Consider the following 22,472-nt stretch of genomic DNA (forward strand, 5'->3'; position numbering starts at 1 on the left):
CATGATGATCGCTTAAAGAATGTCTTATGCCTGATAGGAGAGGTCATGGCAGAGGAAGTACCAGCACGTAAGACCCCAAAAGATGGAAATGCCATGCGTGGCAGTCTTACTGATGAAGAAATTGCACGCAGAAATGTATTGCCAACTACTAACCCTGCTGGTGGTCCTATTCGTATACTCGCTCAAAATCACATTACTGAAAATGACGAGGTAGTTCATTACAAAACCGTAGATCCAAATGAGCCTGGACCAGCTTCTTCTGAGCAATTTAAGCCTCTTGTAAGAGATGAAGTTCAAAAAATTACCAGTCGCCTCGGTCATAAAATTGTAAAAGATGACCCAGAATATTGGGGAATTGCAGCAATTATGACTGAGGAAGAGGCCTCGGTAACCAAACACATGAAGGTGCGACAGCCAGTTACTTTAGAGGAGCTTTGCAAGCGTACTGGTAAAACTGCAGAAGAGCTTCAACCTATCCTAGACACCCTGTCTGTAAAGGGCATGATCGAGTACAACTGGGAAAATAAGAGCAAGCAAAAGCAGTATGTTCTTCCCATGTTTGTTCCCGGCTCCGCAGAGTTTACCGTGATGAACGAGAGCCAACTTGAAGAACATCCCGAGATGGCTTCTTTGTTTGAGCGCATGACGTATCTACCGCTCAAAAATGTCACTAAGCTGGTTCCTGAGGGTGGTGCGGGTGTTGGAATGCACGTCATTCCTGTTGAGCGCTCTATTGAGCAGGTCAATCACACCGTTACCGTTGAGCATATTTCGCATTGGCTCAAGAAATACGATAGATATGCTGCAACTCCCTGTTCTTGTCGCCTTGCTGAGCGAGTTCGTGGCGACGGCTGTGCTGACGATCCAGAAGATTGGTGTCTTGCCATTGGAGATATGGCTGATTACTGCGTAGAAACAGGAAAAGGCCACTACATCACCTACGATGAGGTTATCGATATCTGTACAAAGGCCGAGAAAAACGGTTTTGTTCATCAGATTACCAACATTGACGGTGAAGATAAGATCTTTGCTATTTGCAACTGCAACGTAAATGTTTGCTATGCACTCAGAACTTCTCAGCTGTTTAATACGCCTAATTTGTCTCGTTCCGCTTTTGTGGCTCACGTTGATGAAGAAAAATGTGTTGCTTGTGGTGGATGTGTTGAGGTTTGCCCAGCTGGAGCCCCTCAATTAGGTCAGAAGCTTCCTACTAGGACCGGCAAAATTTCCTATCCAACGCAGGATCTTCCCGATGATAAGTTTTGGGGAGAGGCTGATTGGGATTGGAATTATAAGAACAACAACCGTATTGAGTGTCACGATACCGGTACTGCTCCTTGTAAAGTTGCTTGTCCAGCACATATTTCTGTTCAGGGTTATCTGCGTATGGCAGCTGAAGGTCGCTATCGAGATGCGCTTGAGCTGATCAAAAAAGAAAATCCATTCCCAGCTGTTTGTGGTCGCGTGTGCAATAAACGTTGCGAAGCAGCGTGTACACGAGGAACTATTGACCAGGCAGTAGCCATTGATGACGTTAAGAAATTCATTGCTCAAAAAGATCTAGAGGCAGAGCATCGCTTTATTCCAGAGCCAGTTATCCCGTCAAATAGAGGCCGATTCAACCAGAAAATTGCCATTATTGGTGCAGGTCCAGCCGGCCTGTCCTGTGCATATTACCTGGCAGAACACGGTTACAACCCCGTCGTTTTTGAGAAGAACCTCCTTCCTGGCGGAATGATGGTATATGGCATTCCTTCTTACAAGCTCGAGAAAAACGTTGTTGCCGCAGAGATCGACATTCTTAAAGAAATGGGTGTTGAGATTCGCTGTGGCATTGAGGTAGGAAAAGACATAACCCTTGATGAACTGCGCGCTCAAGGCTTTATTGGTTTTTATGTTGCCATTGGTTGCCAGGGCGGTAGAAAAGCCAATATTGCTGGAGAAGACGCCGATGGGGTTATTTCTGCTGTTGATTTCTTGCATTTTGTAACCGAGCATCCTCTGCATGAAGTACCTGGTAAGACAGTGGTCATTGGCGGCGGTAATGTTGCTATTGATGCGGCTCGAGTTTCTGCGCGTTGTGGCTCAGAGTCAGTTACTATGGTGTGCCTAGAGCAGCCAGAAGAGATGCCTGCACTACCAGAAGAAATCACAGAAGCGCAGGAAGATGGTGTGTCAATCAAGAATGGTTGGGGACCTGCTTTTATTGCCACAGATGAGCAAGGACACGTTTGCGGCGTGACGTTTAAACGCTGTACTCGTGTTTTCGACAATGACAAGCGTTTCTCGCCTTGTTTTGATGACGAGCAAACAATGTATCTTGAGGCAGACGCAGTAATCTTGTCTATTGGACAAACCGTTGAGTGGGGAAGTCTTTTGGAGGGAGAGGCGGTTGAGCTTACGCGAGGCAATCTTGCGTGCGCTGATTCCCAGACGTATCAGACTGCTCAGCCCGATGTCTTTGTGGGTGGAGACGTGTACACGGGTCCTCGCTTTGTTATCGATGCTATTGCCGCAGGTCATGAAGCTGCTGTTTCATTACATCGTTTTGTGCAGAAAGGCTCTTCTTTGACTATTGGCCGCAACCAGCGCCATTATGTTGAGCTTGATAAATCTGACGCAGCAGTTGAGTCTTGTGGATACGATCACGCAGGTCGTCAGCGTCCCGCATGCGATACGGTCAAAAACATTAGACACAACTGGACAGACCCTAGCCATACCTTTACGCCAGAGCAAATCAGAATCGAGACCGCTCGCTGCTTGAAGTGCGGCGCTTCAATTGTTGATGCAAATAAGTGTATTGGTTGTGGTCTCTGTACTACACGCTGTGAGTTTGATGCAATTCACCTGTTCCGCGACAATCCTCACTGTTCAGATATGGTTGCCGCAGAGCATAAGGCAGGAAAGATTCTCTCGTATGTTGGAAAACGTGCGGTAAAGATTATTAAGAACCCCGCGAGAAAAACAAAGACTCCTAAGCCTCAGTCACACGTGACAACCGATGAACTTGGCAATCCCGTTCCTGCGGGCAGTACCGGTATTTCAAGCTAGCGTGCTCACTGGAACTAACTGATATGCATGAGCTAGGAATTGCGTTTTACCTCATAGACATGGTGGAAGACCTGGGTAAACAGAACAACCTTACCTCCGTTGCGCGCGTAAAGTTGCAGCTAGGGGAGGTATCTGGAGTTGTTCCAACGTACTTGTTGGATGTATGGCGCTGGGCAGCTGATCGCACGGAGCTGTTACATGGAGCTCAGCTAGAAATTGAAGAAGTACCAGCTCTAACACAGTGTTTATCGTGCAATAAAACGTACGCCACGGTAACGTATGGTCGCATATGCCCTTACTGTTCTAGCGAGAAAACCGAACTTATCCAAGGTTTAGAAATTGAGCTTGCTGAGATTGAGGCTACCTAGCATTTGTAATTTCTATGAAGTATGGATACGCCCGGCACAGTGGCTTGTTGACATGTGGCTTTCATCAGCGTAAAGTACTTCCCTGCGTAATTCCAAGGGGACAGTGCTGTGTCGCCTTTCGAATATGTAAAACTGCAGGTAGATAGGTATAAGAAGGAGAAGATCTTGCCTACTATTAACCAGCTCGTACGTAAGGGCCGCGTGAGCGTCAAGTCAAAGTCCAAGAACGCCGCTCTTCAGCACAACCCACAGAAGCGTGGTGTTTGCACCCGCGTTTTCACCACTACGCCAAAGAAGCCTAACTCAGCACTCCGTAAGGTTGCTCGTGTTCGTCTTGTTAATGGCATTGAGGTAACCGCTTACATTCCTGGTGAGGGCCACAACCTCCAGGAGCACTCCATTGTTCTGGTTCGTGGCGGCCGTGTCCGTGACCTTCCTGGTGTTCGTTACAAGGTTGTTCGCGGTGCATTCGACTGCGCAGCAGTTCAGAATCGTGCTCAGGGCCGTTCCCGTTACGGCACTAAGCGTGCTAAGTAATCACGTCCACTACTCGAACTAGTTCTTAGGAGATTAATATGCCGCGTCGCGCAGCAGCAGTACGTCGTGAGGTTATGCCTGACGCCGTCTACAACAATCGTCTGGTAACCCAGCTCATTAACAAGGTCCTTCTCGACGGCAAGAAAGCAACCGCAGAGCGCATTGTCTACGGTGCATTTGACATCGTCGCAGAGAAGACTGGCGAGGATGCTCTCACTGTCTTCAAGAAGGCTATGGATAACATTCGCCCAACACTTGAGGTTAAGCCTAAGCGTGTTGGTGGCGCTACTTACCAGGTCCCAATGGAGGTCAACTCCCGTCGTGCAACTACTCTTGCTATCCGCTGGATGGTCACTTTCAGCCGTAGCCGTAAAGAGAAGACCATGGCAGAGCGTCTTGCAAACGAGATCATCGACGCAACTAACGGCGTAGGTGCATCCGTCAAGCGCCGTGAGGACCTGTACAAGATGGCTGAGGCCAACCGCGCCTTCTCCCACTACCGCTTCTAGTCGGAATTCAGGAGTAGCAAACAAATGGCTAAGACTAAGTACAATCTTAAAGACCTCCGCAACATCGGCATCATGGCTCACATCGATGCTGGTAAGACCACCACTACGGAGCGTATTCTTTACTACACCGGTAAGACCCACAAGATTGGTGAGGTCCACGACGGTGCAGCAACCATGGACTGGATGGTTCAGGAGCAGGAGCGCGGCGTAACCATTACTTCCGCAGCTACCACTTGCTTCTGGAAAGACCACGTCATCCAGATCATCGACACCCCAGGTCACGTTGACTTTACCGCTGAGGTTGAGCGTTCTCTTCGTGTTCTGGACGGCGCAGTTGCAGTCTTCGACGCAGTTGCAGGCGTTCAGCCACAGTCCGAGACCGTTTGGCGTCAGGCAACCAAGTACGGCGTACCTCGTATTGCATTCATCAACAAGTTTGACCGCGTAGGCGCAGACTTCTTCCGTGCAATCCAGACCATGCGTGACCGCCTCGGCGCAAACGCAATTGCAGCTCAGGTCCCAATGGGTGCTGAGTCCAACTTCTGGGGTCTTATCGACCTTGTCACTAACACTGCATGGGACTTCAAAGAGGATGCAAAGGGCATGATTTACCCTGAGCCACTCGACGAGATTCCTGCAGAGTTTGCAGAGATTGCAGCTGAGAAGCGTGAAGAGCTTCTTGAGGCAGCTTCTGACTTCTCTGAGGACGTCATGATGGCTGTTCTCGAGGGTGAAGAGGTTGACGTTGAGACCCTTAAGGGTGCTCTTCGTGCTGGCGTTCTTGCTGGTCAGATTAACCCTGTCTTTGTTGGCTCTGCTTACAAGAACAAGGGTATCCAGGAGCTTCTGGACGCAGTCATCGACTTCCTTCCAAGCCCTCTGGATGTTCCAGAGATTGACGGTGTCACTCCTAAGGGTGACGAGGCTGTCCGTCACGCAGACGTTAAGGAGCCATTCTCCGCTCTTGCATTCAAGATTATGACTGACCCTTATGTTGGTAAGCTTACCTACATTCGTGTTTACTCTGGTCAGGCAGAGGCAGGTTCTTACGTCTACAACTCCGTCAAGGACAACCGTGAGCGCTTTGGCCGCATCCTTGAGATGAACGCAAACGACCGTGTTGACCGTGACGAGTGCTCCGCAGGCGACATCGTTGCATGCGTTGGTCTGAAGAACACCACTACTGGTGACACTCTTTGTGACGAGAAGAACCCAATCATCCTTGAGTCCATCAGCTTCGCAGATCCTGTTATCGACGTTGCTGTTGAGCCTAAGACCAAGGCTGAGCAGGAGAAGATGTCCATCGGCCTTTCTAAGCTGGCTGAAGAGGACCCAACCTTCCAGGTTCACACTGATCACGAGACCGGCCAGACCATCATTGCTGGTATGGGCGAGCTTCACCTTGAGATTATTGTTGACCGTCTCCGTCGTGAGTTTAAGGTTGACTGCAACGTTGGTAAGCCACAGGTTGCTTACCGTGAGACTGCTGGTAAGGCAGTAAGCCACGCTGAGGGCAAGTTTGTCCGTCAGTCCGGTGGTAAGGGTCAGTATGGCCACGCAGTCATCGACCTTGAGCCACAGGAAGAGGGCAAGGGTTACGAGTTTGTCAACGCTATCGTTGGTGGTGTCATTCCTAAGGAGTACATCCCATCTATCGATAAGGGCATCCGCGAGGCTCTTGAGAACGGTGTCATTGCTGGTTACCCAGTAGTCGACATCAAGGTCACCCTTGTTGACGGTTCTTACCACGAGGTCGACTCTTCTGAGGCAGCATTTAAGATTGCTGGTTCTATGGCAATTAAGGATGCTCTCAAGAAGTCCAACCCTGTCCTTCTCGAGCCAGTTGAGTCTGTTGAGGTTGAGACACCTGAGCAGTACATGGGCGACGTTATGGGCAACCTTTCTTCCCGTCGTGGCAAGATTGAGGGTATGGACGATCGTATGGACGCCAAGGTCATCCGCGCTAAGGTGCCTCTTGGTGAGATGTTCGGTTACGCAACCGACCTTCGTTCCCAGACCCAGGGCCGTGCGAGCTACACCATGCAGTTCGATTCTTACGAGCCTGTTCCAAACGCTGTACGCGAAGAGATTGTCGCCAAAAACGGCGGCTCTGCATCCTAAGTAAACGACCACGAGCTCTAGCTCATTTATGGAGGTACCCAAAGTGTCAAGCCAGAAGATCAGGATTCGCCTCAAGGGCTATGATCACGAGGTCATTGATCAGTCCGCTAAGCTGATTGTTGACACCGCACAGAAGACAGGTGCGCGTGTTTCCGGTCCTATCCCTCTGCCAACCGAGCGCAACCTTTACACCGTTATCCGCTCACCACACAAGGATAAGGATTCCCGTGATCAGTTTGAGATGCGCACTCACAAGCGTCTCATCGATATTCTCGACCCAAGCGCTTCTACCGTTGATTCGCTTATGCGTCTCGACCTTCCAGCTGGTGTCGATATCGAGATCAAGCTCTAAGCACACGGCTTAATCCAACTTGCAAACCCTCCTGTGCATCTTCGCGCGGGAGGGTTTTTGCGTGGGCCTTCCGCTTGCGCCGAACCAGCTTACGTCTGACCTGTTTACGCTGAACCCGCTCGCGCTGAACCCGATCGTGCCCAACCCGCTCGCGCTGAATCCGTTCGCGCCTGATTCTCTCGCCATGTCTGAACGATTTGCCGGAAAAGTGCACCATGTCTGAGTTATTTGCCGGTTTTTCTCGCCAAGTCTGAGTAAATTTACTCAGACTTGATACACTATTCAGGCTCTTAGTACAGGGGCACGTTGGTTTATAGCGCAGATGTCGTACTTGGCGAGAAACCCGTAGAATTAGAGGGCAAATACTCGCACAAAGCGCAGGAGAAAAGATGAAGCATAGCCAGTTGAACGCAAGCAACCAGCAGAATACTGACCGACCGGAAAACTCCCACGTGACTAAGATTCTCTTTGTGTGTCATGGAAATATTTGCAGGTCAACTATGGCGCAATATGTCATGCAAGACCTTGTCGAGAAAAACGGTCTGGCAGAATCGTTCTTCATTGACTCAGCCGCAACATCCACAGAAGAGATCGGCAATCCTGTGGACCCTCGCACGCGTAGAAAACTGCAGCAAGAGGGGATTCATTGCGGCAATCATCGTGCCAGGCAGATGACTCGCGCAGATTACGAGGAGTTTGATTACCTCATTGGTATGGATCACAACAACCTGCGCAACATGATGCGTATGCTCAAGGATGATCCGCTTGGAAAGGTTTCGTTGCTTCTTGACTGGACAGAGAAGCCTCGCGACATTGCGGATCCGTGGTATTCGGGTAATTTTGACCTGACGTACGAGGACGTTACAGAAGGCTGCGAAGCGTTGCTCAAGAAAATTTTAGCCAGATAGCCTTCACCGCAATTTTCCCGGTAACTAGTTCCGGCAAATCATTCCGACAAATTTTTTGGAAAAATTTTTCAAATTTCTTCGGGTTTCTCGCTAATGGATACGCCCGGGTCAGCGGTTTGACCTCGCAAAATAGGCGAGAAGAAAGATCTCGCAGCTAGAAGGTATCAAACGGTCTTCACAAAGCGTTCATCTTTTAGAGATTTTAGGCTTGTTTCTTGTCAAAAATGAGTGTAAAGTAGACGGGCTGCTCAAACAGGACAATTATGTCTAAAGGCAGTATGTACAGGACGTGGTCCGCTGGGGAAGAGTACCCGATGTGCTCTCAAGGTCCCATGACCACCGAAGGTTAGGAAAGAGCATGGTTAATACCATCCTCGGCCGCAAGCTGGGTATGACCCAGGTATGGGACGAGAACGACAACGTCGTTCCTGTTACCGTCGTTCTTGCTGGCCCCTGCACCGTTTCACAGGTAAAGACTGTTGAGACGGACGGCTACAATGCCGTACAGATTGGCTTCGGCGACATCTCTGAGAAGCATGTCAACAAGCCAATGGCTGGTCACTTCAAGGCACAGGGCGTCGAGCCAATGCGTTACCTCCGCGAGGTTCGCGTTGAGGATGCTTCTGAGCACAAGACCGGCGATGTTGTCACAGTTGCTGACTTCTCCGAGGTCACCGCTGTTGACGTAACAGGCACTTCTAAGGGTAAGGGTTTCCAGGGTACCGTTAAGCGCTGGAACTTCTCTCGCGGTCCAATGACTCACGGTTCTCGTAACCAGCGTCGTCCAGGTTCCATTGGTCAGTGCGCATACCCTGCACGCGTTCGTAAGGGCCTTCACATGTATGGTCACATGGGCGCAGAGCGCGTTACGGTCAAGAACCTTAAGCTTGTCCGCGTTGATGCTGAGCAGAACCTCATGCTTATCAAGGGTGCTGTTCCTGGCGGCAAGAATGCCCTCGTCCAGGTCCGCATGGCCTAAGGGCCTTTAGGCAAACACTTAGGCTAACAAGGAGACAACATGTCCAAGTATGAGATTAAGAACGTAGAGGGAAAGAAGGTCGGCGACGCCGAGCTCTCCTCTGACGTCTATGGCATTGAGCCAAACATCCCTGTTGTGCACCAGGTTGTAGTCTGCCAGGACGCATCCGCACGTCAGGGTACCCACTCTACAAAGAACCGTCACGAGGTATCCGGCGGTGGCGTTAAGCCTTACCGTCAGAAGGGTACTGGTCGTGCTCGCCAGGGTTCTATTCGTGCTGGTCAGTGGACTGGTGGTGGCGTCATCTTTGGACCTACCCCTCGTTCCCACGCACGTCGTATTAACAACAAGATGGTCAAGCTTGCTATGAGGTCCGTCCTCTCCGGCAAGGTTGCAGATTCCGAGCTTGTCCTCGTTGACTCTCTCGAGTTTGCTCAGCCTTCCACCAAGCAGGCAAAGGCTGTACTTCAGAACCTCGGTGTTGAGGGTAAGCGCGTTACCGTCATCGTCCCAGACGACGACGTCAACACTTACCTCTCTTTCCGCAACCTTCCTAAGGTTTCGATTTTCGGCGTTTCTGAGGTTACTACTCGTTTCCTGATCGACAACGGCGCACTTGTTATGTCCGCTGATGTCGCTAAGCAGCTTGGGGAGGTGCTCGCATAATGAACTCTCCTTATGAGGTCATCATTCGTCCTATCGTTTCAGAGCGTGCTTTCGATCTGATGGAGCAGGGCAAGTACACTTTTGAGGTTGCTCGTAACGCAGGTAAAGAAGAGATTGCTGCAGCTGTAGAGAAGCTCTTCTCTGTACACGTCACCAAGGTAAACACACTTTCTGTTAAGCCAAAGAACAAGCGTGTACGTTATCAGCAGGCAGGCAAGACCCGCCAGTGGAAGAAGGCTATTGTTACCCTCGCTGCTGGTGAGACTATCGAGATCTTCGGTAATAACTCTGCTGAGTAAGGTTTTTCTCCCGTGCCTCTTTTGAGGTACGGGTTCGTATGCCGCGCATAGTAGATACGCGCGGTACCGTGGTAATCCGGTGTTAGCTCGACTTTCCCTTAAGCGGGCTAGCCAACGGAGAAGAAAGGGATACTGTTTATGGCAGTTAGGCATCTAAAGCCAACAAGCGCAGGCAGGCGCTTCCAGACAATCTCAGACTTTGCTGAGATTACAACTGATAAGCCCGAGAAGTCCCTTCTCGAGCCTCTGCCAAAGAAGGCTGGCCGCAACAACAATGGCCGCATCACTACCCGTCACCAGGGTGGTGGCCACAAGCGCCAGTACCGTCGTATCGACTTCAAGCGTCGCAAGGATGACATCCCAGCTAAGGTCGCTACTGTTGAGTACGATCCTAACCGTTCCGCTCGTATTGCTCTTCTGCACTATGCAGACGGTGCAAAGGCATACATCCTTTGCCCAGAGGGCCTGAGCGTCGGTGACACTGTTCTTTCTGGTACCAAGGACGTCGACATCAAGCCTGGTAACTGCACCACTCTTGAGCAGATTCCAGTAGGTACTCTTGTTCACGCAGTTGAGTTCCAGCCTGGCAAGGGTGCTGCAATGGCACGTGCTGCTGGTACTTCCGTCCAGCTCATGGGTAAGGACAACGGCTATGCAGTTCTGCGTATGCCTTCCTCCGAGCTCCGTCGTGTTCTTCTGACCTGCCGTGCAACCATCGGTGAGGTTGGCAACGCTGAGCACTCCAACATTGTTGTTGGTAAGGCTGGTCGTTCCCGCTGGGCAGGCGTCCGTCCTACCGTCCGTGGTACTGTCATGAACCCTGTTGACCACCCACACGGCGGTGGTGAAGGTAAGAACCACACTTCTGGTCGTCCTTCCGTCACCCCATGGGGTAAGCCAACCAAGGGTTATAAGACCCGCGACCCGAAGAAGGCTTCTAACCGCCTGATCATTCGCCGTCGTAAGTCCAAGTAAGACACGAGTAGGAGTAGATAAATGAGCAGAAGTCTCAAAAAAGGCCCCTTTGTGGAGACTCGCCTCCTTGCGCGTGTCGCTGCAATGAACGAGGCTGGCAAGAAGGACGTTATCAAGACTTGGTCACGTTCCTCAACCATCTTCCCTGAGATGGTCGGTCACACCATCGCTGTTCACGATGGTCGTAAGCATGTACCTGTGTACGTCACTGAGTCCATGGTTGGTCACAAGTTGGGCGAGTTCTCCCCATCCCGTACCTTCCGCGGTCACAAGGCCAAATAGGGGGAGTGTAGTAAATGGCTAAGAACACCGATTCTATTGAGGTTCGCGCAACAGCTAAGTATGTTCGCGTTGCTCCTCGTAAGGCTCGCGCAGTTGTCGCGCTTGTCCGCGGTAAGTCTGTCGAGAAGGCCCTTGAGGTTCTTCAGTTCTCGACTCGCGCTGCCGCAACTGATATTGCTAAGGTTCTGCGCTCCGCAGTTGCTAACGCCGAGAACAACAATGGTCTCCGCGCTAACAACCTGGTAGTCAAGACCGCTTTTGTTGACGAAGGCCCAACGCTTAAGCGTATTCGCCCTCGTGCAAAGGGTTCGGCTTCCCGCATTAACAAGCGCATGAGCCACATTACCGTTGTCGTTGCACCTCGAAAGGAGGCGTAGGAATGGGTCAGAAAGTACAGCCTACAGGCTTCCGTCTTGGTGTAACCGAGAGCTGGCGTTCTCGTTGGTACGCCGATAAGGACTACGCCGAGCAGCTCGGCAACGATCTTGCTATCCGCAAGTATCTTGAGAAGCGCCTTGAGAAGGCAGCTGTTGCTCGTATTGATATCGAGCGCGCTGGCGATAAGGTCAAGGTAACTATTTTCTCCGCACGTCCTGGTATTGTCATTGGCAAGAAGGGTGCAGAGATTGACGGCCTCCGTGCAGATCTTGAGCGTGTTGCTAAGGTCGGCAAGGGTCAGGTCAACGTTGATGTTGTCGAGGTTAAGCGTCCTGAGCTTGACGCAAACCTTGTTGCTCAGTCCATCGCAGAGCAGCTTGAGCAGCGTGTCGCTTTCCGTCGCGCTATGCGTAAGGCTGTTCAGTCCGCTCGTAAGGCTGGCGCTAAGGGTATTCGTATCCAGTGCTCCGGTCGTCTGAACGGTGCTGAGATGGGCCGCCGTGAGTGGTACCGTGAGGGTCGCGTGCCTCTGCACACCCTTCGTGCTGCAATCGGCTATGGTACCGCTACAGGCCGCACCACCATGGGCGCTGTTGGTATCAAGGTTTGGATTTATTACGGCGAGAAGATGCCTGGACAGCCAACACCTAACCCAGCTCTTGAGGGCTCCGCTCGTCCTCGTCGTGCTCGCAATGAGAGGAGGGGCCGTTAATGCTTGCTCCAAAGCGTGTATTGCACCGTAAGGTACAGCGCGGTTCCATGAAGGGCCAGGCAAAGGGTAATACCCAGCTGCATTTTGGTTCCTGGGGCATCCGTGCAGAGGAGGCTCACTGGATTACTAACCGCCAGATTGAGGCTGCTCGTATTGCTCTCACCCGTGAGATGAAGCGTGGCGGTAAGGTTTGGATTACTATCTTCCCAGATAAGCCAATCACCAAGAAGCCTGCAGAGACTCGCATGGGTTCCGGTAAGGGTAACCCAGAAGAGTGGGTAGCAGTTGTTAAGCCTGGTCGTATCATGTTCGAGATTGATGGCGTACCAGAGGAAGTTGCTCGTGAGGCTCTCCGTCTTGCTCAGCACAAGCTTCCAATTAAGACCAAGATTGTCTCCAAGGCCGATCAGGACGGTGAGAACTAATGAAGTACACCGAAATCAAGGCTATGAGCGATGCAGACCTCGCTAAGAAACTCGAGGAAGGCCGCGCAGAGCTCTTTAATCTTCGTTTCCAGATGGCAACCAGCCAGCTGGACAACACCGCTCGTGTCAAGGCTGTTAAGCGTGACATCGCTCGCGTTCAGACCGAGATGCGCACCCGTCAAATTGCTGCGGAAGCATCCGCAGAGCAGAACTAGATCGCAGGAGATAAGTTATGGCAGAGACCGAAAGCAGAAATGCGCGTAAGGTTCGTACCGGACTCGTCGTCTCCATCTCTGGCGAGAAGACGATTACGGTAGAGATTACGTACCGTAAGCACCACCCTAAGTATGGCAAGATGATGACCATCGGCAAGAAGCTTCACGTTCACGATGAGAACAACGAGGCTGGTCTGGGCGATACCGTCCGCGTCATGGAGACTCGTCCTCTTTCCAAGACCAAGCGTTGGCGTCTCGCAGAGATCGTTGAGCGCGCTAAGTAATTAGCACCTAGGAAACAGCTTTTAGCTCAACCTAGTTTTGTATCTATCATTATTTCTCATGTCCGCAAATACGCGCACCTCTGAGAAATTAGGTTCCGGAGGAACGTCACATGATTCAGATGGAGACCATTCTCAACGTCGCTGACAACAGCGGCGCAAGGCGCGTAAAGTGCGTCAAGGTCCTTGGTGGCTCCAAGCGTCGTTACGCCGGCCTTGCCGACGTCATCATTGGCGCTGTCCAGGAGGCTACTCCAGGTGGTTCGGTGAAGAAGGGCGACATTGTTCGCTGCGTCATCGTTCGTACCGCTAAGGACACCCGTCGCAAGGACGGTAGCTACATCCGCTTTGACCAGAACGCATGCGTTCTTGTTAACAAAGAGGGTGAGCCCAAGGGTACTCGTATCTTTGGACCAGTCGCTCGCGAGCTGCGCGACCACAAGTACATGAAGATTGTCTCACTTGCACCTGAGACCCTTTAAGGAGGAACGACATGCCTAAGATGAAGATCAAGAAGGGCGACAAGGTCGAGGTCCTCACTGGTAAGGACAAGGGTAAGCGCGGCGAGGTACTTCGCGTATATCCAGAGAAGAACAAGGTTGTCGTTGAGGGCGTTGCAATTGCAAAGCGCCATGTCAAGCCAAACGCAGCTAACCAGCAGGGTGGCATCGTTGAGGCAGAGGCAGCAATCGACGCTTCCAATGTTGCTCTTATCGACCCTAAGACCGACAAGCCAACCCGTGTTGGCTACCTGATCAAGGAGGACGGCACTAAGGTCCGCGTCTCCAAGAAGTCAGGCGCTGAGCTCTAAGTTATACGTGTTTCTCGCTTTGTAGAAACATCTCAGAGCTACTTCAAACCCCGTTATCATCAGATAGCGGGGTTTTCTTTTTGGGCGAGAAGTGCGGTGTTGTGTAAGTCGTGTGATGACACGAAAAAATATCAGCTAGCTTGAAATTCTCGCCCCATTTTTGCTCAATAAGGTCTAATATTGTTCATTGCGTCTTTCTATGGGACACGTATGTCTCGAGGATGCAGATGGCTCCTAGTTCGCCAAACTAGGAGGTGCGAGGCGATCCCCGCACTTAAAACCCCAAGAGTTAAGGAGAAACCATGGCAGACGAGAAGTACACACCTCGCCTTAAAGAGCTTTACTACGCATCCGTGCGTGATGCTCTGAAGGAGAAATTTGGTTACACCAACGTTAACCAGATTCCTAAGTTTGAGAAGATCGTTGTCAACATGGGTGTTGGCGAGGCAGCTACAGACGCCAAGGCAATCGACGGCGCTGTAAACGACCTCCGTACCATTACTGGTCAGCAGCCACTTGTTACACACGCTCGCAAGTCTATTGCAACCTTTAAGCTTCGCCAGGGTATGCCAATCGGCGCTAAAGTTACCCTTCGTGGCGATCGTATGTGGGAGTTCCTGGATCGTCTGATCGCAGTTGCAATTCCTCGTATCCGCGACTTCCGTGGTATCTCTGCTAAGAGCTTCGACGGCCGTGGTAACTTCTCCATGGGCGTAACCGAGCAGCTCATCTTCCCAGAGATTGACTTTGACAAGATGGACCACACCCGCGGTATGGACATCACCATTGTCACCACTGCTAACACCAACGAGGAGGGTAAGGCACTTCTCGACGCCTTCCACTTCCCATTCAAGCAGGACTAACTTTTACCTGCGCTTAAATTAAGCGCATTCCTGTTGGCATCTTCGATGCCGGGTGACATAGTCACCAGCACTATTGTTTGAAGTCATCTTGGCGTTCGCCAAGTTGCATTTTGAAGGAGGATTTGTGGCTAAGACTTCGATGATCGTCAAAGCCTCGCGTGAGCCGAAGTACTCTACGCGCACACAGAACCGTTGCCAGCGTTGTGGACGTCCCCACTCCGTTTACCGCAAGTTTGGTCTGTGCCGTGTGTGCTTCCGTGAGCTAGCGAGCAAGGGCGAGCTTCCTGGTGTCCGCAAGGCAAGCTGGTAGGACTCAGGGCTCTGGCGTCAAGGCATCTGCGCCACGGGTGTAGATGAACCAGACACGCAGTTTCATCATTAACGAAGGAGAAGGATCAAATGAAAATTACCGATCCCATTTCAGACATGCTGACGCGTATTCGTAACGCAAACTCAGCTGGCAAGGATTCCGTATCCATGCCATCGAGCAAGGTGCTCGTTGAGATTGCTCGCGTCATCACCGAAGAGGGCTATGTCGAGGGTTACACCGTTGAGGATACTAAGCCTCAGAAGACTCTTCACATCACCCTTAAGTATGGTAAGAAGCGCGCTAAGGTTATCCGCGGCATTCGTCGTATTTCCAAGCCTGGTCTGCGCATTTACTCCACCGCTGAGAAGCTTCCACGCGTTCTTGGTGGTCTTGGTACTGCAGTGGTTTCCACTTCTAAGGGCATGATGTGCGACCGCGACGCTCGTAAGAACGGCGTTGGCGGCGAGGTCATCGCTTACGTTTGGTAAATCTGACAGGAATGAAAGGAGACAGCCGTGTCTCGTATTGGTAAGAAGCCTGTCCAGATTCCTGCTGGAGTCACTGTGACAGTTGATAACACCACCGTTACCGTTAAGGGTTCTAAGGGCGAGCTGACTCGTACTTTCTCTGAGCTGGTTGCTATCGCTCAGGAGGGCGAGGAGATTCTCGTTACTCGCGTTGACGAGTCCACTGAGTCCAATGCTCAGCAGGGTCTTGTCCGTACCCTTATCCACAACATGGTTGTTGGTGTCTCTGAGGGCTTCGAGAAGAAGCTCGAGCTCACCGGCGTTGGTTACCGTGTAGCACTTAAGGGCAAGGATCTTGACCTTTCCCTTGGTTATTCTCACCCAGTTCTCTATGTTGCACCTGAGGGCATTAGCTTTGAGGTACCTGATAACACTCACCTTACCGTTAAGGGTATTTCTAAGGAGAAGGTCGGCCAGGTTGCAGCTGAGATTCGTATGAAGCGTCCACCAGAGCCTTACAAGGGCAAGGGCATTCACTACGAAGGTGAGCACATCCGCAGGAAGCTCGGTAAGGCTGCTAAGTAAAGCAACCCTACTTTTAGGCTAAAAGACCATCACCCCGTTAGGTGATGGCATGTCTCTAAGGAGAAGGAATGAACAAGCAGCAGGCGAAAAAGGCGGGTCTTGAACGCCGCAAGCGCCGCGTACGCGCCAAGGTCTTTGGTACACCTGAGCGTCCGCGTCTTGCAGTTCACCGCACAAACGCAAACATTTATGCACAGCTTATTGACGACGCTTCTGGAAGAACTCTCTGCTCTGCCTCTACGCTTGACCCAGAGTTCCGTTCTACTGGCAAGGTTGGCTCCAACAAGGAGGCAGCTGAGTTCGTAGGTGAGCTTATCGGTAAGCGCGCTGCCGAGAAGAACGTCACTGAGGTCACTTTTGACCGTGGTGGCCGTCTCTATCACGGCCGCGTCAAGGCTTTGGCAGATGGCGCCCGCAACGCGGGCCTGAAGTTCTAGGAGGATTCAATGGCACGTGATCGTAAGCGCCAGCAGGATACGGATCTTCAGGAGCGCGTCGTTTATATTCACCGCGTTTCCAAGACCGTTAAGGGTGGCCGCCGTATGTCACTCGTTGCTCTGGTAGTCGTTGGCGACGGTAAGGGTAACGTTGGTATTGGCCAGGGTCGTTCCGCTGAGGTACCTCTGGCAATTCAGAAGGGCGTCGAGGACGCAAAGAGGAACATGTTCAAGGTCCCACTGACCGAGACTGGTTCCGTACCACACGCAGTCACTGGTCACTACGGTGCAGGTTCTGTTCTTATTAAGCCTGCATTCGAGGGTACTGGTGTTATTGCTGGCGGTCCTATTCGTCCACTCTTCGAGCTTGCAGGTATCACCAATGTACTTTCTAAGTCCCTTGGTACCGACAACGCTCTGAACATGATTAAGGCAGCAGCTGAGGGTCTGAAGGAGCTTTCCAGCCCAGAAGAAGCAGCTGAGCGTCGTGGCCTAACCGTCGGCGATATGTTCGTCGGAAAGGAGAACTAACGATGGCTAAGAACCTTAGCATCAAGCTTGTCCGTGGCGCCGTTGCAGGCGTCAAGAAGGACCAGACTGCTACGGTGAAGGCCCTCGGCCTCCACAAGATCGGCGATACCGTCGAGCAGCCTGACAACCCAAGCATTCGTGGAATGATCTTCAAGGTTAAGCACCTTGTCGAGGTTGAAGAGAACTAGAGGTAGTAATAATGCAGCTCAATGATCTTCGCCCCGCAGTGGGTTCGCGCAAAAATCGTAAGCGCGTAGGTCGCGGTAATTCTTCAGGCAATGGTACTTTTGCCGGCCGCGGTATGAATGGTCAGCTCTCCCGCTCTGGTGGCGGCAAGGGCGCTGGCTTCGAGGGTGGACAGCAGCCACTGGCTATGCGTCTTCCTAAGCTTCCTGGTTTCACTAACCACAACCGTGTTGAGTACGCTCCAGTCAACGTTGCTCGTCTGAACGCTCTCTTTGCAGACGGCGAGACCGTAGACGCAGAGGCTCTGGTTGCTAAGGGAGTTATTAAGTACAACTTCATCCCAGTCAAGGTTCTGGGTGATGGCGAGCTTTCTAAGAAGCTCACTGTTAAGGTCGACAAGGTTTCCGCCTCCGCAAAGGCTAAGATCGAGGCGGCCGGTGGAAAGGTTGAGGCCGAGTAGTGAGTAAAGGAATCGCCAACGCATTTCGTGTTCCGGAACTAAGGGGAAAGATTCTCCTTACGGTACTGATTCTTCTTCTGTACCGTTTTGGTGCGTATCTTCCTGTGCCCGGTGCTCCATTCCAGCAGATGCTTTCTGTTTATCAGAATGGTCTTTCTAAGAATGGCGCAATGGCCGTGCTTAACCTATTTTCGGGTGGCGCTCTTTCTCGCATGTCTGTTTTCAGTCTGGGCATCATGCCTTACATTACGGCTCAGATCATCTTCCAGATGATGCAGTCCGTTATTCCATCTCTTGGCGAGCTTGCTAAAGATGGTGAGAGCGGCCAGCGTAAGATTACGCAGTACACGCGTTATCTTACGGTTGGCCTAGCTCTGCTCAATGCAGTTGGTTACCTGTTCTTGTTTAAGAGCTATGGTGTATCTTTTGCATCTATGGAGGGCGTGCCTGAGGCACTTGAAAACTTCCTGGTAGTCTTTACCATGCTAGTTGGTGCCATCATTATTATGTGGCTCGGTGAGGTTATTACCCAGCAAGGTGTTGGCAACGGAATGAGTCTTATCATCTTTGCAAACATCATGGCTGGACTTCCAACAGCCCTTATTTCTTCAGTAGCTACTCGTGGAAACATTGTTCTTACCGTTGTTACTGTTGTGGTTATGCTCGCTATTATTCCGCTCATTGTTTACATTGAGCGTGGTCAGCGTCGTATTCCTATCAACTATGCCAAGCGCGTTGTTGGTCGTCGTATGATGGGTGGTCAGTCAACTTACCTTCCAATTAAGGTAAACACTGCAGGCGTTGTACCAATCATCTTTGCATCTGCAATCCTGTACCTTCCTGCTCAGGTTGCTGTGTTCTTCCCAGGAGTAGAGTGGATTCAAAATCTTGCTACTTCACTTTCTTCTGGATGGGTTAACTGGGTTCTCTCAGTTATGTTCATTGTCTTCTTTGCATACTTCTACACCTCAATGGTGTTCAATCCAGAGGAGACAGCAGACCAGCTTAAGAAGCAGGGAGGCTTTATTCCTGGTGTTCGTCCAGGTACTGCTACTTCAACGTATATCAAGACTGTTATTGACAGAGTCACCCTCCCCGGTGCTATCTTTATGGCAGTTCTTGCAATCGTTCCAACCATTATTTTCTGGTTCACAGGCGATTCGTTGATACAGGCGTTTGGTGGAACTTCCGTCCTCATCATGGTCGGTGTTGCAATGGATACACTCTCTTCCATTGAGTCCCACCTTAAGATGCACAACTATGAGGGCTTCTTTAAGTAGTTCTTAATACGTAGCATAAAGGGGCCTGGAAACAGGCCCCTTTTATTATTTGAAAGGAAGGCGAAGCATGAACATTGTTCTTCTCGGCGCACCTGGCGCTGGCAAGGGTACACAGGCTCAGAAGCTCGTTGCAGAGTATGGACTTGCTCACATCTCAACCGGTGACCTTCTTCGTGCTGCTGTTAAAGCTCAGTCTGAGCTTGGCGTTAAGGCTAAAGAGTATATGGATGCTGGTCAGCTTGTTCCAGATCAGCTTGTAATTGACCTGGTAAAAGAGCGCCTTTCTGCAGACGATGCAAAGGCTGGTTTTATTCTTGATGGCTTCCCACGCAACACCGCTCAGGCAGTAACCCTTGATTTTGAGCTTCAGAATATGGGCCTCAAGCTTGATGCAGCTCTGCTTGTTGCTGTTGAGCCAGAGGTTATTGTTGAGCGTCTTTCTTCTCGCCGTACGTGCAAAGAGTGTGGTTATACTGCACCTGCTGGTACAGAGACTTGCCCAAATTGTTCTGGTGAGATGTATCAGCGTGATGACGATAAGCCAGAGACAATTCGTAAGCGTCTTGATGTATACGAGAACCAGACTTCTCCTTTGATTGAGTACTACAAGGGTCATGGAATTCTGAAGGAGGTCAACGGAGATCGTCCTGTTGACGAGGTATTCGCCGACGTAAAGACACTCCTCGCACTATGATTACGATAAAAACACCTGAACAAATCGAGGCAATGAAGGTGTCGGGCGCCCTTTCAAAGGCAGCTCTTCGCCGTGCTGGATCTATGATTAGACCTGGTGTTTCAACGCTCGAGATTGACCGCGCTGTTGAAGCTTTTATTAGACTTCATGGCGGAACCCCTACCTTTAAAGGCTACGGTGGATTCCCTGGATCTGTTTGCTCTTCTATTAACGAGCAGATTGTTCACGGTATTCCATCAGCTAACGTCATTTTGCAAGATGGCGATATTCTGACCATTGACACGGGTGCTACCGTTAACGGTTGGGCAGGAGATAACGCTTGGACGTTCTACTGCGGAACAGTTGACGAGAAAACCCAGGCACTTTGTGAGGTTACCCGCGATTGCCTTAAGGCAGGTATTGCAGCTGCTGTTCCTGGTGCTCGTCTTGGCGACGTTGGCCATGCAGTTCAGAAACTTGCCGAGGATAACGGCTATGGTGTCATTCGTGATTTTGTTGGCCATGGTATTGGTCGTAATCTTCACGAGGACCCCGAGGTCAGAAACTATGGTCGTGCAGGTAACGGCATTGTTCTTCGTGAGGGAATGGTAATTGCAATTGAGCCTATGATTGCTATGGGTACCTACGATTGCACCGTTCTTGAAAATGGTTGGACCGTTGTTACAGATGATGGCCTGCCATCAGCACATTATGAGAACACGGTTGCTATTACTGCCGACGGTCCCGTTATCGTTTCAGAAGATGAAGTTGGTCCATGGTGCGAGATGCAAGGCGGTCTTGAGTAACACATACATTGTTCTTCTCGCTATCTAATTGTGTTGAAAAAATAAGTGATAGACGAGTGGCACATTTTTATGTATTATTGATAACCGCTGTCGATGTGTCGAGAGGATGAAAGTTGGCTAAACAAGACGCGATTGAGCTTGAAGGCAAGGTACTAGAACCCCTGCCAAACGCTATGTTTAACGTTGAGTTAGAGAACGGCAAGACCATCCTTTGCACCATCTCAGGTAAGATTCGAATGAACTATATTCGAATTCTCCCTGGTGACAAGGTTGTAGTAGAGATTTCTCCTTACGATCTTACCAGGGGTCGCATTACCTACCGTTATAAGTAAGTAATGCAAAAACCTCGTGCCATGCATGAGGTTATCTGTGTCTTTGTGCACGTCGCAAGGGCACATGTACGTAAGTACAGTCGGTATTTCACGCCAGCGGCTGGGCGAGTATATAGTTCGTATCAGCAGAACCGAAAGGAAGACACATGAAGGTACGTCCTTCGGTAAAGAAGATGTGCGACAAGTGCAAAGTCATCCGTCGCCACGGTAAGGTTTACGTGATTTGCGAGAACCCGCGCCACAAGCAGCGTCAGGGCTAAGGAAGGAGCACCAAGTTGGCCCGTATTAACGGCGTCGACCTGCCACGCGATAAGCGTGTTGAGGTCGGACTCACCTATCTTTACGGCATTGGTCAGACTCGTGCAACCAAGATTTGCAACGAGACTGGTATCGATGTAAATACTCGCGTCAAGGACCTCACAGAGGAAGAAGTCACTAAGATTCGTGACTTTATTGACGCTAACTACACCACCGAGGGCGATCTTCGCCGCGAGGTGCGTCAAAATGTTGCCCGCCTGATGGAGATTGGCTGCTACCGCGGCCTCCGTCACCGCAAGGGCCTCCCTGTCCACGGTCAGCGTACCCACACTAACGCTCGTACTCGTAAGGGTAAGAAGCGTCAGGTGGGCGGCAAGAAGAAGTAGGCGAGGAGTAGCTAATGGCACAGAAAAAGAACGCTCGCACTACACGCGTCCGCCGCTCCGAGCGTAAAAACATTGCAGTGGGCCAGGCCCACATCAAGAGCACATTCAATAACACGATTGTCTCTATTTCCGATCCCCAGGGTAATGTAATTTCCTGGCAGTCCGGTGGTACCGTCGGCTTCAAGGGCTCTCGTAAGTCCACTCCTTTTGCTGCACAGCTTGCAGCAGAGGCAGCAGCAAAGGCAGCAATGGAGCACGGTCTCCACAAGGTAGCTGTTTTTGTTAAGGGCCCAGGCTCTGGTCGCGAGACCGCAATCCGTTCCCTTCAGGCAGCAGGCCTCGAGGTTTCGGGTATTCAGGATAAGACACCTATTGCACACAACGGCTGCCGTCCTAAAAAGCGCCGTCGCAACTAGCACGAAAGGACAAGCAAATGGCAATTGATAGGACCCCGGTCCTTAAAAGATGTCGTCAGCTTGGCATCGATCCCGTTGTGATGGGGATCAATAAGACTTCTAACCGTGAGCCACGTCGCCGTCGTCGCCAGGAGAGCGAGTACGGTATGCAGCTCCGTGAGAAGCAGAAGGCTAAGTTCATTTACGGCGTCCTTGAGAACCAGTTCCACGGCTACTATGAGATGGCTAAGAAGAACCCAGGCATTACTGGTGACAACCTGATGAGCATCCTTGAGACTCGTCTTGACAACGTCATCTTCCGCCTTGGCTTTGCTCGTACACGTAAAGAGGCTCGTCAGACTGTCCGTCACGGTCACATCACCGTTAACGGTCAGCGTGTTGACATTCCTTCTTATCGCGTAAAGAGCGGCGATGTTATCGCTGTTGCTTCCAAGGCAAAGGATCTTCTTCCAATCAAGGAAGCTCTCATTTCCTCCGAGCACATGGCAGTTCCTGCATGGCTTGAGGTTGACATTGAGAAGCTGCAGGGCACTGTTCTTCAGCTTCCAACCCGCGATCAGATCGACCTTGAGATTGACGCACAGCTGATCGTCGAGCTCTACTCCAAGTAAGC

General features: G+C 51.1%; 36 protein-coding genes. All 36 read left to right on the top strand.

Annotated elements, in window-relative coordinates; translation table 11 throughout:
• Positions 1 to 45: 45 nt before the first annotated feature.
• The 36 genes from HMPREF1492_RS03265 (at position 46) to rpsD (ending at position 22,470) form a co-directional block, all read left to right on the top strand.
• The gene (locus HMPREF1492_RS03265) at positions 46 to 3,051 is read left to right on the top strand and encodes an FAD-dependent oxidoreductase (protein WP_035435861.1); all 3,006 of its coding nucleotides are present in this window, start codon (positions 46 to 48) and stop codon (positions 3,049 to 3,051) included.
• A gap of 23 nt (positions 3,052 to 3,074) precedes the next feature.
• The gene (locus HMPREF1492_RS03270) at positions 3,075 to 3,419 is read left to right on the top strand and encodes a hydrogenase maturation nickel metallochaperone HypA (RefSeq protein ID WP_035435864.1); all 345 of its coding nucleotides are present in this window, start codon (positions 3,075 to 3,077) and stop codon (positions 3,417 to 3,419) included.
• 165 nt (positions 3,420 to 3,584) lie between these two features.
• Positions 3,585 to 3,956, top strand: coding sequence for a 30S ribosomal protein S12 (gene rpsL, locus HMPREF1492_RS03275; RefSeq protein WP_035427082.1), 372 nt, complete (start codon positions 3,585 to 3,587; stop codon positions 3,954 to 3,956).
• A 38-nt stretch (positions 3,957 to 3,994) separates the two neighbouring features.
• Positions 3,995 to 4,465 (top strand): 30S ribosomal protein S7, encoded by a 471-nt coding sequence (gene rpsG, locus HMPREF1492_RS03280; protein WP_012809249.1) that lies wholly within the window; start codon positions 3,995 to 3,997, stop codon positions 4,463 to 4,465.
• 24 nt (positions 4,466 to 4,489) lie between these two features.
• Positions 4,490 to 6,586 carry an elongation factor G gene (gene fusA, locus HMPREF1492_RS03285; protein WP_035435866.1) on the top strand — a complete coding sequence of 699 codons (2,097 nt, stop codon included), beginning with the start codon at positions 4,490 to 4,492 and terminating at the stop codon, positions 6,584 to 6,586.
• Positions 6,587 to 6,629: 43 nt separating this feature from the next.
• Entirely contained in the window at positions 6,630 to 6,938 is a 309-nt protein-coding gene (gene rpsJ, locus HMPREF1492_RS03290) for a 30S ribosomal protein S10 (RefSeq protein WP_012809247.1), read from the top strand.
• Between the two features lie 61 nt (positions 6,939 to 6,999).
• Positions 7,000 to 7,161 (top strand): hypothetical protein, encoded by a 162-nt coding sequence (locus HMPREF1492_RS07620; protein WP_156924095.1) that lies wholly within the window; start codon positions 7,000 to 7,002, stop codon positions 7,159 to 7,161.
• Between the two features lie 166 nt (positions 7,162 to 7,327).
• Positions 7,328 to 7,846: a low molecular weight protein-tyrosine-phosphatase gene (locus tag HMPREF1492_RS03295; protein WP_084054971.1), complete on the top strand. Its 519-nt coding sequence runs from the start codon at positions 7,328 to 7,330 to the stop codon at positions 7,844 to 7,846.
• A gap of 358 nt (positions 7,847 to 8,204) precedes the next feature.
• Positions 8,205 to 8,825, top strand: coding sequence for a 50S ribosomal protein L3 (gene rplC, locus HMPREF1492_RS03300; protein WP_035426957.1), 621 nt, complete (start codon positions 8,205 to 8,207; stop codon positions 8,823 to 8,825).
• A gap of 39 nt (positions 8,826 to 8,864) precedes the next feature.
• Positions 8,865 to 9,491, top strand: coding sequence for a 50S ribosomal protein L4 (gene rplD, locus HMPREF1492_RS03305; protein WP_035435869.1), 627 nt, complete (start codon positions 8,865 to 8,867; stop codon positions 9,489 to 9,491).
• The gene (rplW, locus tag HMPREF1492_RS03310) at positions 9,491 to 9,790 is read left to right on the top strand and encodes a 50S ribosomal protein L23 (RefSeq protein WP_035426953.1); all 300 of its coding nucleotides are present in this window, start codon (positions 9,491 to 9,493) and stop codon (positions 9,788 to 9,790) included. The genes rplD and rplW overlap by 1 nt, the downstream gene beginning before the upstream one ends.
• A 138-nt stretch (positions 9,791 to 9,928) precedes the next feature.
• Positions 9,929 to 10,765 (top strand): 50S ribosomal protein L2, encoded by an 837-nt coding sequence (rplB, locus tag HMPREF1492_RS03315; protein WP_035435872.1) that lies wholly within the window; start codon positions 9,929 to 9,931, stop codon positions 10,763 to 10,765.
• 21 nt (positions 10,766 to 10,786) lie between these two features.
• Positions 10,787 to 11,047 carry a 30S ribosomal protein S19 gene (gene rpsS / locus HMPREF1492_RS03320; protein WP_035426948.1) on the top strand — a complete coding sequence of 87 codons (261 nt, stop codon included), beginning with the start codon at positions 10,787 to 10,789 and terminating at the stop codon, positions 11,045 to 11,047.
• A 14-nt stretch (positions 11,048 to 11,061) separates the two neighbouring features.
• Positions 11,062 to 11,424: a 50S ribosomal protein L22 gene (gene rplV / locus HMPREF1492_RS03325; protein ID WP_035435875.1), complete on the top strand. Its 363-nt coding sequence runs from the start codon at positions 11,062 to 11,064 to the stop codon at positions 11,422 to 11,424.
• Positions 11,425 to 11,426: 2 nt separating this feature from the next.
• Positions 11,427 to 12,137 carry a 30S ribosomal protein S3 gene (gene rpsC, locus HMPREF1492_RS03330; protein ID WP_035426947.1) on the top strand — a complete coding sequence of 237 codons (711 nt, stop codon included), beginning with the start codon at positions 11,427 to 11,429 and terminating at the stop codon, positions 12,135 to 12,137.
• Positions 12,137 to 12,562: a 50S ribosomal protein L16 gene (gene rplP, locus HMPREF1492_RS03335; RefSeq protein ID WP_035426946.1), complete on the top strand. Its 426-nt coding sequence runs from the start codon at positions 12,137 to 12,139 to the stop codon at positions 12,560 to 12,562. The genes rpsC and rplP overlap by 1 nt, the downstream gene beginning before the upstream one ends.
• A complete protein-coding gene (gene rpmC / locus HMPREF1492_RS03340; RefSeq protein ID WP_035426945.1) occupies positions 12,562 to 12,777 on the top strand; it encodes a 50S ribosomal protein L29 in 216 nt (71 codons plus the stop codon). The genes rplP and rpmC overlap by 1 nt, the downstream gene beginning before the upstream one ends.
• Positions 12,778 to 12,794: 17 nt before the next feature.
• Positions 12,795 to 13,061 carry a 30S ribosomal protein S17 gene (gene rpsQ, locus HMPREF1492_RS03345; RefSeq protein WP_012809236.1) on the top strand — a complete coding sequence of 89 codons (267 nt, stop codon included), beginning with the start codon at positions 12,795 to 12,797 and terminating at the stop codon, positions 13,059 to 13,061.
• 110 nt (positions 13,062 to 13,171) lie between these two features.
• Positions 13,172 to 13,540 carry a 50S ribosomal protein L14 gene (gene rplN / locus HMPREF1492_RS03350; RefSeq protein WP_012809235.1) on the top strand — a complete coding sequence of 123 codons (369 nt, stop codon included), beginning with the start codon at positions 13,172 to 13,174 and terminating at the stop codon, positions 13,538 to 13,540.
• An 11-nt stretch (positions 13,541 to 13,551) separates the two neighbouring features.
• A complete protein-coding gene (rplX, locus tag HMPREF1492_RS03355) occupies positions 13,552 to 13,869 on the top strand; it encodes a 50S ribosomal protein L24 (protein WP_035426943.1) in 318 nt (105 codons plus the stop codon).
• Positions 13,870 to 14,171: 302 nt separating this feature from the next.
• Entirely contained in the window at positions 14,172 to 14,732 is a 561-nt protein-coding gene (gene rplE, locus HMPREF1492_RS03360; RefSeq protein WP_035432050.1) for a 50S ribosomal protein L5, read from the top strand.
• A 124-nt stretch (positions 14,733 to 14,856) separates the two neighbouring features.
• Positions 14,857 to 15,042 carry a type Z 30S ribosomal protein S14 gene (locus tag HMPREF1492_RS03365; RefSeq protein ID WP_012809232.1) on the top strand — a complete coding sequence of 62 codons (186 nt, stop codon included), beginning with the start codon at positions 14,857 to 14,859 and terminating at the stop codon, positions 15,040 to 15,042.
• 89 nt (positions 15,043 to 15,131) lie between these two features.
• Positions 15,132 to 15,530 carry a 30S ribosomal protein S8 gene (gene rpsH, locus HMPREF1492_RS03370; protein WP_035426940.1) on the top strand — a complete coding sequence of 133 codons (399 nt, stop codon included), beginning with the start codon at positions 15,132 to 15,134 and terminating at the stop codon, positions 15,528 to 15,530.
• 27 nt (positions 15,531 to 15,557) lie between these two features.
• Positions 15,558 to 16,094, top strand: a complete 537-nt coding sequence (gene rplF / locus HMPREF1492_RS03375) for a 50S ribosomal protein L6 (RefSeq protein WP_035432048.1) — start codon at positions 15,558 to 15,560, stop codon at positions 16,092 to 16,094.
• 68 nt (positions 16,095 to 16,162) lie between these two features.
• On the top strand, positions 16,163 to 16,531 hold the full coding sequence (rplR, locus tag HMPREF1492_RS03380) for a 50S ribosomal protein L18 (RefSeq protein ID WP_035426936.1): 369 nt from the start codon (positions 16,163 to 16,165) through the stop codon (positions 16,529 to 16,531).
• Positions 16,532 to 16,540: 9 nt separating this feature from the next.
• The gene (gene rpsE / locus HMPREF1492_RS03385; RefSeq protein WP_035426935.1) at positions 16,541 to 17,062 is read left to right on the top strand and encodes a 30S ribosomal protein S5; all 522 of its coding nucleotides are present in this window, start codon (positions 16,541 to 16,543) and stop codon (positions 17,060 to 17,062) included.
• Positions 17,063 to 17,064: 2 nt separating this feature from the next.
• The gene (gene rpmD / locus HMPREF1492_RS03390) at positions 17,065 to 17,250 is read left to right on the top strand and encodes a 50S ribosomal protein L30 (RefSeq protein WP_012809227.1); all 186 of its coding nucleotides are present in this window, start codon (positions 17,065 to 17,067) and stop codon (positions 17,248 to 17,250) included.
• 11 nt (positions 17,251 to 17,261) lie between these two features.
• Positions 17,262 to 17,708 carry a 50S ribosomal protein L15 gene (gene rplO / locus HMPREF1492_RS03395; RefSeq protein ID WP_035426932.1) on the top strand — a complete coding sequence of 149 codons (447 nt, stop codon included), beginning with the start codon at positions 17,262 to 17,264 and terminating at the stop codon, positions 17,706 to 17,708.
• On the top strand, positions 17,708 to 18,988 hold the full coding sequence (gene secY, locus HMPREF1492_RS03400) for a preprotein translocase subunit SecY (protein WP_035432046.1): 1,281 nt from the start codon (positions 17,708 to 17,710) through the stop codon (positions 18,986 to 18,988). Before rplO ends, secY begins: the two co-directional genes overlap by 1 nt.
• Before the next feature lie 67 nt (positions 18,989 to 19,055).
• On the top strand, positions 19,056 to 19,682 hold the full coding sequence (locus tag HMPREF1492_RS03405) for an adenylate kinase (RefSeq protein ID WP_035432044.1): 627 nt from the start codon (positions 19,056 to 19,058) through the stop codon (positions 19,680 to 19,682).
• A complete protein-coding gene (map, locus tag HMPREF1492_RS03410) occupies positions 19,679 to 20,467 on the top strand; it encodes a type I methionyl aminopeptidase (RefSeq protein ID WP_035432042.1) in 789 nt (262 codons plus the stop codon). The genes HMPREF1492_RS03405 and map overlap by 4 nt, the downstream gene beginning before the upstream one ends.
• Before the next feature lie 113 nt (positions 20,468 to 20,580).
• Positions 20,581 to 20,799 carry a translation initiation factor IF-1 gene (gene infA / locus HMPREF1492_RS03415; protein WP_012809222.1) on the top strand — a complete coding sequence of 73 codons (219 nt, stop codon included), beginning with the start codon at positions 20,581 to 20,583 and terminating at the stop codon, positions 20,797 to 20,799.
• Between the two features lie 146 nt (positions 20,800 to 20,945).
• Positions 20,946 to 21,059, top strand: a complete 114-nt coding sequence (gene rpmJ / locus HMPREF1492_RS03420; protein WP_002563183.1) for a 50S ribosomal protein L36 — start codon at positions 20,946 to 20,948, stop codon at positions 21,057 to 21,059.
• Between the two features lie 15 nt (positions 21,060 to 21,074).
• Positions 21,075 to 21,443, top strand: a complete 369-nt coding sequence (gene rpsM, locus HMPREF1492_RS03425; RefSeq protein ID WP_035426925.1) for a 30S ribosomal protein S13 — start codon at positions 21,075 to 21,077, stop codon at positions 21,441 to 21,443.
• Between the two features lie 14 nt (positions 21,444 to 21,457).
• A complete protein-coding gene (gene rpsK, locus HMPREF1492_RS03430) occupies positions 21,458 to 21,859 on the top strand; it encodes a 30S ribosomal protein S11 (RefSeq protein WP_012809220.1) in 402 nt (133 codons plus the stop codon).
• Positions 21,860 to 21,876: 17 nt separating this feature from the next.
• A complete protein-coding gene (gene rpsD / locus HMPREF1492_RS03435; protein WP_012809219.1) occupies positions 21,877 to 22,470 on the top strand; it encodes a 30S ribosomal protein S4 in 594 nt (197 codons plus the stop codon).
• Positions 22,471 to 22,472 lie beyond the last annotated feature (2 nt).

This window comes from Atopobium sp. BS2 (genome assembly GCF_000565075.1).
Taxonomy (GTDB): Bacteria; Actinomycetota; Coriobacteriia; order Coriobacteriales; family Atopobiaceae; genus Lancefieldella.